This is a genomic window from Paraprevotella xylaniphila YIT 11841, from assembly GCF_000205165.1.
In the GTDB taxonomy this organism is placed as follows: domain Bacteria; phylum Bacteroidota; class Bacteroidia; order Bacteroidales; family Bacteroidaceae; genus Paraprevotella; species Paraprevotella xylaniphila.
The window spans coordinates 127,017-143,096 of the sequence record NZ_GL883837.1 but is presented as its reverse complement, the minus strand read 5'-3'; the positions used below and the strand labels follow the sequence as shown (position 1 = coordinate 143,096).

The 16,080-nt window shown below is 48.2% G+C and carries 6 protein-coding genes; 5 read left to right on the top strand and 1 reads right to left on the bottom strand.

Features of this window, described 5'->3' with window-relative positions; genetic code table 11:
• Positions 1–20: 20 nt before the first annotated feature.
• Positions 21–4,094 (bottom strand): two-component regulator propeller domain-containing protein, encoded by a 4,074-nt coding sequence (locus HMPREF9442_RS06225; RefSeq protein ID WP_253271047.1) that lies wholly within the window; start codon positions 4,092–4,094, stop codon positions 21–23.
• Positions 4,095–4,405: 311 nt separating this feature from the next.
• On the opposite strand from HMPREF9442_RS06225, the gene HMPREF9442_RS06220 reads away from it, so the two are divergent.
• The 5 genes from HMPREF9442_RS06220 (at position 4,406) to HMPREF9442_RS06200 (ending at position 16,070) form a co-directional block, all read left to right on the top strand.
• Positions 4,406–6,802: a glycoside hydrolase family 95 protein gene (locus tag HMPREF9442_RS06220; RefSeq protein ID WP_008626527.1), complete on the top strand. Its 2,397-nt coding sequence runs from the start codon at positions 4,406–4,408 to the stop codon at positions 6,800–6,802.
• Positions 6,802–9,027, top strand: a complete 2,226-nt coding sequence (locus HMPREF9442_RS06215) for a GH92 family glycosyl hydrolase (RefSeq protein WP_008626526.1) — start codon at positions 6,802–6,804, stop codon at positions 9,025–9,027. Before HMPREF9442_RS06220 ends, HMPREF9442_RS06215 begins: the two co-directional genes overlap by 1 nt.
• 522 nt (positions 9,028–9,549) lie before the next feature.
• Entirely contained in the window at positions 9,550–9,687 is a 138-nt protein-coding gene (locus HMPREF9442_RS16190) for a hypothetical protein (RefSeq protein ID WP_157183528.1), read from the top strand.
• A gap of 421 nt (positions 9,688–10,108) precedes the next feature.
• Complete coding sequence (locus HMPREF9442_RS06205; RefSeq protein WP_008626513.1) at positions 10,109–12,730, top strand: fasciclin domain-containing protein; 2,622 nt, start codon at positions 10,109–10,111, stop codon at positions 12,728–12,730.
• Positions 12,731–12,752: 22 nt separating this feature from the next.
• Entirely contained in the window at positions 12,753–16,070 is a 3,318-nt protein-coding gene (locus HMPREF9442_RS06200) for a SusC/RagA family TonB-linked outer membrane protein (protein ID WP_008626512.1), read from the top strand.
• Positions 16,071–16,080: the final 10 nt, after the last annotated feature.

Sequence of the window (16,080 nt, the reverse complement as noted above, 5' to 3'; positions counted from 1 at the left end):
TTGACGCATTCCACTTTCTTTTATGAATTTGCCCTATTATTTTGAATTAAATCTTCTATATTTATTTCTTGTACGTTCCGGACTTTGCTGCGCGTGCTCGCGATTTGTTGCTCGAAATCTTTGGGTGTCATGCCGAACTGTTTGAAGAAAAGTTTGCTGAAATAGGAATGTGAACCGAATCCTACCATGTAACTGATTTCTCCTACCCGGTATTTCCCGTCCTGAATAAGCTCGGCTGCTTTCTTAAGGCGAATCAGCCGGATGAAGTCTATCGGAGACATGTTGAACAATGTCTTGATTTTACGTAGCAGGCTTGAACGGCTCAGGCACAATGCTTCAGCCATACGTTCTACGTTGAACGTTTCGTCTTCCATGTTGGCATTGATGACTTCGATGACCTTGTTCATGAATACTTCGTCTTCTTTGCTCATTTGCATGTTCTGTACGGGGAAGAACGGCCGTTTGGAGAATGCCTCGCGTTCTTTCTGCCGGTTATTGAGGAGGGACAGGATCTGTGCCTTTAAATAATCGTATGAGAACGGTTTCTCAATGTAGGCTTCAGCCCCGACCTTCAGCCCCTTGACTTTGCTGTCTATATCATTCTTGGCCGTAAGGAATATAATAGGGATATGGCATAGGTTGATGTCCGACTTGATGGCGGTACAGAGTTCATAACCGTTCATTTCCGGCATCATGACATCGCTGATGACGAGGTCTATGTGTTCTTTCCGTATGGTGTCGAGCGCGTCCTTTCCATTAGATGCCGTTTCCACGATGAAGAGCGGCGAAAGCCTTTCTTTCATGAAATTGCGGATGCTGTCTTCGTCTTCGACGATGAGGATGACGTTTCCCTTTGTGTTTTCGTCGGCCGAAGTGGTTTCGTTGAGCGGAAGGTCGGCTTGGCTGAACGGTTTGTTTCCGTTGGCCATCATATCCTCCATATTGAGGGGAATGGTCAATACGAAGGTATTGGCGGGTTGACGCGTGTCGAGCATGAGCGTCCCCTTATGCAGCAAAGCCAAAGAGCGTGCCAAGGCCAGGCCGATGCCGACACCTTGTTTTTCTTTCTTTTTCTCTTCCCCTTGGAAGAACGGTTCGAATATCTGCTCTGCTTTCTCTTCGGGTATTTTGGCTCCGTCGCTGCATACGCTGACCGAGAAGTTGCCATCATATTTGCTCAAATTGACCGAAATATGCTCATTGCCGTATTTCAAGGCGTTATTAAGCAGGTTGCTCAGTATCTTGGTGATGGCTTCTTTGTCGATATAAGCGATGATGTCGTTTTCGAAATTCTCTACTTTCAGCTCTTTATGTTGATGGGTGAAAGTCGGCTCGAAACGGTTGACTGTCTCTTGCAGTAATTCGGATATGTTCACGACTTCGTAATTCAAGGTCAGTTTATTGGCACCCATCTTTTGGAAGTCGAGCAACTGCGAAGCCAAGTTAAGCAACCGTTTGGTATTGGTGGCAATGACATTCAGGTTCTTGTTCAGTTTCTCGTCCTGAATGTGCATTTCCTGTATGATTTCCAACGGCCCGTTGATTAGGGTCAACGGGGTGCGGATTTCATGTGCTATTTCCGTGAAGAACTCTACCTTGTTCTGATTGAGTTCTTTCTCCTTTTCTATTTCAAACAGTTTCTGTTGTTCGGAGAATTGTTCGTTCTTGTGTTTCCGGTACCAGTAGAACCAACCGCCGAACGCACAAATTCCCAATAAGGCATAAATGATGTATGCCCATGTGGAAGCATACCAAGGCGGTAAGATGACTATGGTCAGCGAACGGGTCGCATATTGGGTGGTTTCCGGTGTGCCTCCGTTCGTGGTGGCACGTAGGTGCAGGATATACTTGCCCGGTGACAGATTGGCGTAGGATATACTGTTTTCTGTTCTCGTACGTATCCATTGTTTGTCGACAGGTTCCAGTTTATAGAAGTATTCATTGGTCTGCGAAGTCGAATAGGACAGCAAAGCTATGTCAAGGCTGATATTGGCCTGATTGTAAGGCAATACTATCTTATCCGTCCCGATGATGCTCTGTTTGAGAGGAGAACCGGGCGTGTGCACCGTCACTTCTTCATTGAAGATGGAGAAGCGCGTGATGTAAATGGGAGGTACGGGGGCTGTCTGTTCCTTGATATTAGGATTAAAGGAAATCAAGCCTTCTATACTGCCGAAATAGAAATTGCCGTCACTGCCTTTTACCGCTGACTTATAATTGAATTGATTACCGCACAGGCCGTCGTGTACGGTGAAGACGCGGATTTCTTTCGTTTCGGGTTTAAAGCGGACCAATCCCCTGTTGGTTCCGAACCATAGATACCCGTAGTCGTCTTCCAATACTTTGTAGGCTACGTTGTCCGGCATGCCTTCTTCCACAGAAAACCTTGTGAAGTTGTCTTCCTTCGGATTGTAACGGCAAAGGCCACCCCGGTCGGTGGATAACCAGACATTCCCTTTACTGTCCTGCATCAGCGAACTGATGGAATTGGAACTGATAGATTGGGATGGGGTCTTGTCGGAAGTCCCGTCCTTATTCGTATAATGTTTGAATGTATTGTCCTGGGGATTGTACTTCCATGCGCCTTTTCCCATCGTGGCAAACCAGAACGTTCCGTTCTTTTCCTGCAAGATGTCGAACACCCATTGGTCTTTCAGTTCCGGGAGGGCTATGAATTTAAAGGTTCCTTTGGGAGCATAGAATACACCGAAGTCAGAACCGGCCCAAAGCGTTCCTTCACGGTCCATATAAAGCGCGTAAATGCTGCATCCGCCAGAGCCTACGTGAAGTTCATTGTAGTTATAGAATGTCGATTTGCCTTTGTCATCGATGACCACCAACCCGTCTTTGTAAAGACTGCAATATATGTTGTCGCCGTAAGCACTGACTACGATCGTTATGTGGGTGTTGAAGTTGGCCTGGGGGAGGGGATAACGCCAAATTTTGTGGTCGCTGAGTGACATGACATTAATGCCTGCGTCTTCTGTCCCTATCCAAAGGTTCCCACGCCCGTCCTCGGCCAGTTCACGGATTCTCTTGCTGGACAGGGAACTTTCCTGATAACCGGGCAGGTACTTCCGGAAAGCGAAGGTATTGTTGGGCAAATAGTTGACTCCGCCGTACATCGTACCGATCCACAACCCTCCTTCGCGGTCGCGGTAGGCGGAATACACGATATTGTCGGCCAGGCCGGAAGGGTTGAGCAGGTCTTGGCTGAAGTGCTTGACGGAGCGTGCCTTTTCATTGATGACATATAAGCCGTCGTACGTGCCGGCATAAATCTCATCTCCATATACGGTGGCGAACCGTGTGAAGGTATGTCGCAGGCTTTGTAATGTAATGTCTTCCAAAATGCTTTTCCGGATATTGTATTTTTTTAGGTCGCCGTTTTGTATGCTCATAATCAAGAAATCTCCTTGTTGGCTCAGCGTGTTGATTTCCATGTTCAGCAACGAGCGTCCCTTTGCGTCTTCTTTTATTTGGACGAAGTTCTGGTTGTGGGCATCATATTTAAGAAGTCCGGTATACCATGACACGGCATAAATGTCCCCATTGTCGCAGATGCAGATATTATGGGGATAAGACCCGTTGGGAAAATCGGAGTAGCGGTAAAGTTTCTTTTCGTCGTAACGGAACACGCCTTGGCTTGGGGCACATATCCAGATGTTTCCTTTCTCATCTTTTAATATGGTGGAAATCCAGGTGGTGATGGTCTCCCCTTTATCGGTTTGAGCATCCAGGAACGTAAATACGTCGGCCGCCGGATCGTACCGGAAGACTCCTTCGTCGGTACCTATCCATAGGATGTGCCGGTCGTCTTCGAATAGGGTTGAAATATTCTGGTTGCTACGCTGACGGGCATAGTCGTTGCAGTCGAATTGAACGACCCGCTGCCCGTCGTAACGGTTCAGGCCGTTTTTAGTTCCAAACCATATAAAGCCATAGCTGTCTTGTATGATGGCTTTTACATTGCTTTGCGACAATCCGGTCTCGCTGTTGATGTGCATGAAAGAATACCCTTGCGGGTCTTGCGAATACGCAGGTGTTATGCAAAACAAGCAAAGGGCGTATAATAAAAATAGGGTCCTTTTCATGATATATGTGATTAGACTTTTTGCAAAATTAGTAAAAATATGGATTAAACCTGATAAAAATAGCAGATTTTGTGGCTTTATTTCTATCGGAGCCTGTTGTGTGGGCAAACAAGGGCTGTAGGAAGAGCGAGAGAAAACGGATGCCGGAGGACGTGGCAAAAAGTGATGAAGATTGAAATAAATGCTTCAAACATTGTAAATCATGCTTTATTCTATGTTTTTGGAGCTATTTCTATTAAAATAAGAAATACAGGTGCGACTTATGTTAAGAGGAAGTGCGTATTTTTGTGAATACTAAACAATCCGATGATATGAAAAAGAAACTGAGATTTATTTTGGGTTTCCTGTCGTGTGTGCCTGTATTGCAGTTGCCCGCCCAGGAAACAAGTTTATGGTACGATGCTCCTGCGGATGAATGGATGAAGTCCCTGCCCGTCGGTAACGGCCGGGTGGGAGCCATGGTCTTTGGCGGTGTGGACGAGGAGACGGTGGCACTGAACGAGTCCAGCATGTGGGCCGGGGAATATGACCCGAATCAGGAGAAGCCTTTCGGGCGGGCACGGTTGGACAGTCTGAGGGAGTTGTTTTTTGCGGGCAAACTGATAGAAGGGAACGGGATTGCCGGCCGCGAACTGGTGGGAACGCCGCATTCTTTCGGCACCCATTTGCCGATTGGCGATTTGAAAATCAAGTTTGATTATGCCGGAAAAGAGGGAGGCGTGGAGGACTATCGCCGTGAGTTGGACTTGACGAATGCGGTGGCGACGGTTTCTTTTAAGAAAGGAGGTACGAAGTACAAACGTGAGTATATTTCTTCCAACCCCCAAGATGCCGTAGTGATGCACTTTACTGCGGACAAGAAACAGTCCGTTTCTTTTGATATGAGGATGAAGATGATTACGGCGGCCCAGGTGCGCACGGAAGGAAACCTGTTGGTGTTCGACGGGCAGGCTTTGTTTCCTAAATTGGGGACGGGAGGTGTGAAATTCCAGGGACGTGTCGTGGTGAAGGTAGACAACGGCGAGGTGGAAGCTGCGGGAGAGACGGTGCGCGTGAAGCATGCGGATGCCGTGACCATCGTGGCCGATGTGCGTACCGATTACAAGAACGGGCAATATGCGTCATTGTGCGAGAAGACTGTAGGGGAAGCCATTGCCCGTCCGTTCGAAACGATGAAGGAGGAACATGTGGCGGATTATGCACCGTTGTTTGCCCGCGTGTCGTTGAAGTTGGCCGACGATTCCAAAAAATCCGTTCCGGTGGACCGCAGATGGAAGGCCCTTTGCGAAGGAAACAAAGATGCCGGCTTGCAGGCCCTGTTCTTCCAATACGGTCGTTACCTGACCATTGCTTCTTCGCGTGAAAACTCGCCGTTGCCCATTGCCTTGCAAGGTTTCTTCAATGATAATCTGGCTTGCAACATGTGTTGGACAAGCGATTACCATTTGGATATCAATACGGAACAAAACTATTGGCTGGCCAACGTCGGCAACTTGGCCGAGTGCAATGCCCCGCTGTTCACCTACATCGCCGACTTGGCCCGCCACGGTGCCAAGACCGTCCGCACGGTTTACGGCTGCAAGGGTTGGACGGCACATACCGTGGCGAACGTTTGGGGGTTCACGGCTCCCTCAGAAGGAATGGGCTGGGGACTGTTCCCGTTGGCCGGTTCTTGGATGGCGACCCATTTATGGACGCAATATGAGTACACGTTGGATAAGGATTACTTGCGCCGCACGGCCTATCCTTTGTTGAAAGGCAATGCCGAGTTCCTGTTGGATTACATGGTGGAAGACCCCAACACGGGCTATATGGTGACAGGCCCCTGCGTGTCTCCCGAAAATTCTTTCCGCTATCAGGGGTGGGAGCTTGGAGCGTCCATGATGACGACCTGCGACCGAGTGTTGGCCCATGAAATCATGTCGGCCTGCGTGCAGGCTTCCGACATTTTGGGCGTGGACAAGGATTTTGCCGACTCCCTGCGCCTGGCTTTGGCCAAATTCCCTCCGTTCCGTGTCAACAGTTACGGAGGTTTGTGCGAATGGTATGAGGACTATGAAGAGGCGCATCCCAACCACCGCCATACCTCACACCTGTTGGCTTATTATCCTTACTCCCAGATTACAAACGGGAAAGACCCGGAGTTGACGGAAGCCGTGCGCACCACCATAGAACACCGGTTGGCTGCCGAGGGGTGGGAGGACACGGAATGGAGCCGGGCCAACATGGTATGCTTCTATGCCCGCCTGAAAGATGCGGCCAAGGCAGAAGAGAGCCTGAACATCTTGCTGACCGATTTTGCGCGTGAAAACTTGCTGACCATATCTCCGGAAGGCATTGCCGGTGCGCCTTTTGACGTGTTCATCTTCGACGGGAACGCTGCCGGTGCCGCCGGACTGGCCGAAATGCTGGTGCAGGCGCACGAAGGTTATGTGGAGATATTGCCCTGTTTGCCAACAGAATGGAAGGACGGCAGCTTCTCCGGACTTTGCGTGAAAGGCGGTGCCGAAGTGTCGGCAGAATGGAAAGATAGCCGGGTGGTGAAAGCCTCGTTGAAGGCCACGGCGGACAACCTGTTCCGCCTGCAAGTGCCCGAGGGAAAGGATTATGCAATCCGCCTGAATGGGAAAAAGTGGGTGTCCAACTTGGACGGGGACCGTTGCGTGGTGGCTTATTTGAAAAAAGGTGATGTGATAGAACTTAAATAATGGAAATCATGAAGAAACAATATTTGTGGGCTTTGGCCCTCTGCGGATTGGGGCATGCCGTTTCGGCGCAAGATGTGGCCCGTTATGTGGATCCTTTTATCGGAACGGGCGCGGTGGCGCAGAGCCTGAGTGGAAACAATTATCCGGGTGCCACCGTACCTTTCGGGATGGTGCAGCTCTCGCCGGATACCCGCGAAGCGCCGGACTGGGGGCAGGCTTCGGGATATGACTATAACGACAAGACGATTTTCGGCTTCTCGCATACGCGGTTGAGCGGGACGGGTGCTTCGGATTTCATCGACATCCTCATGCTCCCCATGAACGAGAACCGCAAGGAGTCGAGGTTCACGCACGAGAAGGAGGATGCCGTGCCGGGCTATTACCGTGTGCTGTTGCAGGACGACAGCATCAATGCCGAGCTGACGGCCACCGGACGTGTAGGCGTACACCGCTATACCTATTATAATAAGGAGAAAGCCTCCAAGGTATTTCTCGACTTGGACCACTCGGCCAACAAAGGCAGTTGGGGACGGCGCGTCATCAATGCGCAGATACGGCAGGTAGGACCGTCGGCCATCGAGGGTTACCGCATCATCACCGGTTGGGGTAAATTGCGTAAAATCTACTTCTATGCGGAATTCTCCCAACCCATCGTGGCTTCGGAGATGATGAACGACAACCGGACGCACCGGGACATCGCGGTGGTGAACGGCACGAACCTTAAGGCTGTCTTCGATTTCGGACGGCAGGACGTGGTGGAATGCAAACTGGCCATCTCGCCGGTCTCGATAGAGAATGCCCGTCTGAACCTGCGTACGGAGGCCGACGGAAAATCTTTCGATGCCATCAAGTCGCAGGCATACGAAGCTTGGAACAAGGAGCTTGGGAAAATGCAGGTAGAGAGCGGGGAGCATGAGAAGGAGATATTCTATACGGCACTCTACCATACTATGATTCAGCCGAATGTGATGTCCGACGCGAATGGGGAGTATATGGCTGCGGATTATTCCGTGCGCCGTCTGCCCGTGGGACAGGTACATTACAGCACTTTTTCTTTGTGGGATACTTTCCGTGCCGCCCATCCGCTTTATACGATGTTGGAACCGGAACGCTCCACGGATTTTGTGAACAGCATGATACGCCAATATGACTATTACGGGTATCTGCCGGTTTGGCAGTTGTGGGGGCAGGACAATTATTGCATGATTGGCAACCATGCCGTGCCCGTTGTGGCAGATGCCATCTTGAAAGGGCTGCCGGGCATCGACGTGGACAAAGCGTATGAAGCCGTGAAAATGAGTCTGACGACTCCCCATCTCAATTCCCCTTTCGAGATTTGGGATCAATACGGTTACATGCCGGAGGACTTGCAGACGCAATCGGTGTCTATCACCTTGGAACAGAGCTTCGACGACTGGTGTGCGGCGCAGTTGGCCAAGCATTTGAATAAGGCCAAGGACTATGAGTTCTTTATGAAGCGTTCGGCCTACTACCGCAACCTGCATCATCCCGAGACGAAATTCTTCCAACCCAAGAACAGTAAGGGCGAATGGATATTGCCTTTCGACCCCTATAAATATGGGGCAAACGGGGGATATCCTTTTACGGAAGGGAACGGATGGCAATATTATTGGTATGTGCCGCAAAACATTCCGGATTTGATTGGACTGACGGGTGGTGAAGACGCTTTCTGCAAGCGGTTGGACGAGTTCTTTACTTCCGACCAGACGAGTGGAGAGAAAAACGATAATGCTTCCGGTTTCGTAGGCCTGTATGCCCATGGCAATGAACCTAGCCATCACGTGGCCTATCTTTATGCCATGGCCGGCCAACCGGCCAAGACCCAACAGTTGGTGGACCATATCAAACGTACCTTGTACAACACTTCTTCTTCCGGTTATGCGGGCAACGACGACTGCGGCGAGATGTCGGCCTGGTATGTCTTCTCTGCCCTCGGTTTCTATCCGGTAAACCCGGCATCGGGAGAGTATGTGATAGGAAGCCCCACGGTGGACCATGCGGAAATCATGCTGCCCGGTGGAAAGAAGTTCGCCATCGTTGTGAAGCGTAAGGGCGGGGTTGGCGCGGTCTATGTGAAGTCCATAAGGTTGAACGGGCGTAAACTGGACGGTTATGTGCTGAAGCATGCAGACATCATGAAGGGGGGCACGTTGGAGTTTGAGTTGACGGCCAAGCCCAAAGGCAAGATTTTGGATTTGCGGTAATGCCGTGATGTCGGCTGTTTCCGTGTAGGGTGCAGCCAAGGTGGTAAAAAGCCGTATCCTGTCTTTTTGCAACAGGATGCGGCTTTTCTATGCCGGAAAGTTAGCAGAAAGGTCTTTCTAATCTTTTTGGAGACGCTGATTTAGGCGGAAATATATTGGCCTGATACGGAAATCAGTGGTGAAAAATCCCGTTTTTCCTTCCTTTTCCTCATTTTAAGTGTTTTTCTTGCGGCAAGCGATTTTTCATTTGGAGCAAAGCGAAAAATCATTTGCCGCACAATTTGGGGATGTCTGCCGCAAGAGATGATGTTTTTGTGAAGGAAAAGGAGATTCTGGTTGGGGTATCCTTGCTTTTTTCTTCTATTTGGCCAAAAAAATCCTTGAAAAACGGAGTGCAAAATGTTCGTGGAAGCGATAGAATGCTTTCATTGTTTTTTTCGTGTACGGACAAACAGGATTTTGTCCATTGCGGAATGTCGCCGCTTCTTCCTTCTCCTTTTCAAAATGATAAAATCCCGATGCGTGAGAATCCGATATTTCCGTCTGGCCTTGGTGTCGGGCGGAAATATCGGATTCTCGATGGGGCAGAAGTTACATTTTGATTTTATGTCTGGAGGCGACGGCCAAGGTCGTGTCCTGTGGTTGTGTGGTTGGCGTTAATCCGGTGCTTCCTTGTGAGTGTTAAGAATACAGAAATCTCGGTTTGGAGGTGTTATAAAGTGTTGAGAAAACACTTAACGTTAATGCTTGGGGAAGTTAACAGTCTTTGTTGCGTGAGAAAATGGTAAAAACGTGCGTTATTGTGTTTTTCAGCCTATTTTGAAGCATGAATTTCGTTTTTTGACGCATTTTTGTCTTCTGTATGGCTTCTTTGTGCTTACTTTTGTATCAGGATAAAAAGGAAAAGGTACGTGCTGTGGCATTGTCGGACTGTTAAAAATAATATCATGGAACTCCTTGACATCTTTATTGTGTCTGAGTGCTAAATGCAATACCATGTGGGTCGTACGCTATATGTCAGAAGGCCTATTTATGGCAATCCAGACTTTCCTTAAATGAGCAGTTTATTAATTAATAAGATATGAGAAAACATAAGATGAATAACCTGAACGCTTGCCTTTGTGCTGCGGTGTGCTTGTCTTTGTTCAGTTCGTGCAAGGATGACTACATCTATGATGACGAGGCTCCTGCTTGGTTGGGTGAGAATATCTACGAGTATTTGGAGAAAAGCGGTCAGTACACGAGCTATTTGGCACTCGTGAAAGACTTGGGTTATGAAGAGACATTGCGCCGCACGGGTAGCAAGACTCTGTTTCCTGCTACCGATGAGGCTTTTGCCGATTATTTCCGTGAAAATGGAATGCATGGCGGCGGGGCAGATTTCGTACATAATCTTCCGGCTTCGCAGAAACGCTATTTGTTCAATTCCACAATGCTTAACATGGCATATTTGAGCAATATGTTGGCAAACATCACCTCTGATGCAGATGGTTTGAGCGAAGGTACTGCTGTGCGTAGGACTTCATCTGCGACTCTACTGGACACGGTTCCTTATGTTTCTTATGCGGATATGCCAAAGACAAGTTTTTGGAAGCGTTTTGAAAGAAAAGGAGGTACTTTTTTGGCAGATAATGGAAACCGAATGTCGGTATTCTTTACGCCTCAGTATTTTTCTCGAATCAACCTTACGGAGTCCGATTGGAATGTAATTTCCAAAGGGTGGGGAATGCCTTGGGACGCAAGCGGTTTCTATGTGAATGGTATTCACGTGCAGGCACAGAACAAGGATGTGACTTGCAAGAACGGTTATTTGCATTTGGCCGACGGTGTGGTGACACCTTTGCCGAACATGGCAGAAGTTATCACTTCTACTCCTGAGGTTTCTCAGTTTGCTGAATTGTTGGACATGTTCTCTTTCCCATATTATGACGGGGCGATTCAGTCCAATTTGGCGGCTGCATATGGTGGTATTTTTAACGAAGATTCTACCGTGTTTGTCAAACGTTATTTCAACCAAACGGATTTTAATGCTGACCCGGAAGGCAAAGTGGATATCAATGGTTATGGTACGTTACTTTACGACCCTGCCTCACATGCCTATGGCGGTAATGGCGATATGGGAGTGATGATTGTACCTACGAATGAGGCCATGCAGGAATATTGGACATCTGAAGAAGGTAAGTTCCTTTCTGACAAATTTCCACAGTGGGACAGTGTGTACACGACTGTGGTTTCTGCTTTTTTGCAGAATCATCAACAGCGTTCGTTCAACGGTGCATTGCCGCATAATTGGGACATTATGTCTGATAATGCAGGTTTCGAGTTGGGGATTACGGAAAACGATGTAGTGAAAACTATTCCGGCAAACAACGGATTGATTTATGTGACCAACAAAGTGTTCGCGCCTGTGGATTACCAAAGCGTGTATGCTCCGGTGTTGATTTCTGACTCCACGACAATCATGTCGCCGGCCATTAAGAACGATGTGGACAATGATTACAACTTGAAATACCATTTCTATCTCCGTTCGCTTGATAGCCGTTACAATTTGTTAGTGCCCACAGATAAAGCTTTGGCTGATTATCGCGATCCCATTACATGGGCCATTTGGGCGAATGAACAGATCGACAATCGTGAAATATGGTCGTTCCGGGTGTACATGGGGCGTGTCGTAGCCGATGTGTATGCCGTGGATGAAAATGGAAACAAAGGAGAACTCCTTCGTACGTTGGATGATGAAACGGGGGATGAGCGGAATCAAGTAAACGATCGGTTACAAGATTTGTTGGACATGCACATTGTTGTGGCCAATGATGAAACAGAGCCTCTTTCCGGTTATATGGATGAAGGCACTCAGCCTTATTTCCTGACTAAAGGCGGTGCCGTGTTGCAGGCAGAAGGCGTTGGCAGCGCGTTGTCGGTCAAAGGGCTCGGTGATGTAGAAATGGGATGGCCTTCGGCTCATGTGGTTGCGTTGGAAGATGGTAATCCCGCACGTTATGAAATGACCAACGGGCATACGTTCTTTATCGACCGTATTTTGCAGGATTCTTATAAGTCGGTGTATTACACGATGGCTGATGCTGAGACACACGAGGCCTATGCGGCTTTCTATCAATTGCTGCAGGGCGACGAACGTGTATGGGCTTATTTTGAAGAGGATGAGGACGTGGAGCCTATTTTTGATTTGGATGTAACGACTTCTTCATCTGGGCTTGGTCCTATTGTTACTTCGTTCAACAACTTCCGTTATACGGTATTGGTTCCCACTAAAGAAGCCTTGGACAAGGCTTTTGCCGAAGACCCGGAATTATGGACTTGGGAGCGGATTGCGGCTGAAACCGATCCGGCCAAGAAAAAAGCAAAGACGCTTTACTTGCTGAACTTCCTGCGTTACCATTTCGTGGACGGTATCCTTCCCATGGGGGACGGCATTTCTTATAATGGTTCGTATGCCACGGCTGCCCGTGATGAAAACAACCATTTTGTGTACTTGAATGTATCGGGAAATGGCAACCAGTTGACGTTTACTTCCGAGAACACGGGAACACAGGCTCATGTGGTGACGGGGGACGAGAATAATTATAATGTATTTACGCGTGATTATATCGTAAATAATAGCGACTATAAGGCGGCTACGCAAATTACGGCTTCTTCTCACGCAGTCATCCACTTGGTGGATCATGTAGTAGACTATCGTTAATAAAAAAATAATCAGATAGGTTATGGAAAATAAGATAAAATCAGTGGTATTGTGGTTGGCTTTCTTCCTTTTAGGGGGAGCTGCCTATGCCCAAAGCGGTGGCGTAATTGTCACCGGTAAGGTTTATGCCGATGATGAACCTGATGGTTTCATCGGAGCCACCGTCGTGGAGCAGGACAAGAACGGACGTATATATTCATCTGCCCTGACGGATTTTAACGGAAACTTTTCATTAAAGGTGAAAGACCCGTCCCATTCTTTGAACTTTTCGTTTGTGGGTTATAAACGTAAGACCTTGCCTATTGGGGCGACACGGAAGTTTGATGTGAAATTAGAGACACAGAATGTGCTGAAAGAAGTGCAGGTCAAAGCATCTAAGTTGGTGACAGGTGGCGGTGCGTTGGCTATTCCCGAGCGGGAATATTCCGGTGCGATGCAGAAGTTTAATACGAAAGCCATCGAAGGGGTGTCCGTGCCTTCCATTGACGATGCCTTGCAAGGACGTATCGCGGGCTTGGATATTGTGGCCAATTCGGGTGACTTGGGTAGTGGCACGGTGATGCGTATCCGTGGTATCACTTCTATCAATTCCAATTCACAGCCGCTTATCTTGCTGAACGGTATTCCTTTTGAAAGTAATATCGACGATTCGTTCGACTTCGCTTCGGCCGACCAGGAAGAGTTTGCCTCCTTGTTGTGTATCAGTCCGGATGACATCGAAGAAATCACAGTCTTGAAAGACGGTGCGGCGGCGGCCATTTGGGGAAGCCGCGGTGCCAATGGTGTGATTGACATCCGGACAAAGAAGGGTGCGACAGGACCTACACGTGTAAGCTATTCCTATCGTTTTTCAGGTTATACCCAGCCGAAGGGTACGGAATTGCTCAATGGCGATGATTACACGATGCTCATGAAACAGGCTTATTTCAATCGTGCCCAACAAGATTGCAATATCCCAGAGTTTAGCTATGACCGTTCACAGTTCATTTCTGCATACGGAACGGCTCAGGATTTTGAGAACTTTAACAACAATACGGATTGGATGGATGAGGTCATCAAGCATGGTTTTACCCACGACCACAACCTTTCGGTGAGCGGTGGTGGTGATAAGGCCAAATTCCGTGCTTCGTTCGGTTATTATAACCAGACGGGTACCATTATCGGCCAGGAAATGACCCGTTTCTCCAACCGTATGAATTTGGACTACAACGTAAGTTCGCGGATGATGTTTTCAGCGGATTTTTCCATCACTTATACGGATAATGACAAGAACTATACGGATGACCCTTACGGTGAGGACAATCTTTTGAACATTGCCCGCAAGCGCATGCCGAATGCTTCGATTTTCCGGCAGGATGCCAATGGAAATAACACGGATGTTTATTTCAATATAGCGCAAAATTCGCAGTTGGATGATGCCCAAAAGAATTTGCGTAATCCCGTGGCTATCGGTAATTTGGCTTCTTATCAACAGACAAGCATGCGTATCATGCCCACCTTGCGTTTGCAATATGACTTTTTGGATCCCGCAGGCGAAGCCAAACTCCGTTACTCGGGTTATATCAAATTCGACTCTGAAAATGTCAAGGATACCAAGTTCTTGCCGCGTGAGACGACATCCAAGAATTGGAACGACGGGAGCGTGAACAAGGCATACGGAAAGGAGAGCGAAGCTTTTTCTATCTACACGGCTCATGATTTGACATGGCAGCCCAAGCTTCCAGAGGCACATTCCCTGATGCTTTACGGGAAATGGGAAATGGACATGGCCAATTCCAGGAACCAAGAGTTTGAACGTTACGGGCTAGCTTCCACTTCGGCTACGGACGTGACCAACTTGGGGCATCTGAATACGTTCAAGAGCGAGCGGAGCGAGGGGCGCAATATGGCTTTCCTTTTGCAGGGCCATTATTTCCTGCTTGACCGTTACGTGTTCGATGTGACTGCACGTTGGGATGGCAGTACGCGTTTCGGACCAGGTAACCGTTGGGGCTTCTTCCCTTCTGCATCGGTGAAATGGCTTATCTCAGAAGAGAAATTCTTTGATTTTGCGGATGACTGGATGGATGAGTTTGCCTTGCGTTTGAGTTATGGTGTGACTGGTAACCGTCCGGACTACGAGTACTTGCATTATGCCCGTTACAATAGTTTCGGGACGAGCTACATTGACATTCCGGCTATCAAACCTGCCTCTTTGCAGTTGACAGACTTGAAATGGGAGCGTTCTACTTCTTATAACTTGGGTGTGGACTTGAGCCTTTTCGACTGGCGTTACCGTTTGGTGGCGAACGTATACCACCGTCGTACGGATGACTTGTTGTTCAAGGACCAGTCCATCCCGTCTTCAACGGGATTCGGCTCCATATCCTATATCAATGGCGGTACGATGGACAATGATGGTTGGGAAATAGAGTTCAGCACGAACAACATGGTGAAGCGTGGCGATTGGTCTGTAGATTTAAGTTTGAACTTTTCGAACTATGTGAACACCATTATTGACTTGGATGAGAATGTGTTGCATAACTATAATGCGGACTTCAACTACTCGAACGGGTCTTACTTGAACCGTTTCCAAGTGAATAACTCTTTCGGTTCCATTTATGGCTTCCGGTATAAGGGCGTGTACCAATACGATACTTACCAACCGGATAAGCCGGATGCCACGGCACCGGTGGTGCGTGATGCCAATGGCAATGTGGTGTTGGATGGTTCCGGTGACCCCATCCCGATGTATTTCGCATACGGAACGACGAATGAATACCGTTTCCGTGGGGGAGATGCAATTTATGAAGATATTAACCATGATGGTACGATAGACGAATTGGACATCGTGTATTTGGGTAACTCCAACCCGAAATTCGATGGTGGTTTCGGTACGACCATCCGTTGGAAACGCCTTTCCTTGAATGTGTTCTTCAACTATCGCGTGGGGGGTAAGATTATTAATTACGGACGGATGTATTCCGAGAGCATGTACAACACGGAGAATCAGTCCGTGTCCACGAACTGGCGTTGGCGCAAGGATGGGGATATGACGGAAATCCCGCGTGCTCTTTTCCAGAGTGGATATAACTGGTTGGGTAGTGATCGCTTTGTAGAAGATGGTTCTTTTCTACGTTTGAAGCAATTGACATTGAATTACTCTTTCGATCCGAAGTTGTTGAAAAAGGCACATCTGAATACTCTCAATCTTTCCTTGACATTGAACAACATGTTTACAATAACTAAATATACCGGTGCAGATCCTGAAATTTCACCGAACAATATCGGGGTGAGCGAGGACAAGAATCGTACACCGCGTTCACGCTACTTTACATTTGGCCTGACCGTAGGTATTTAACCTTTAAAAA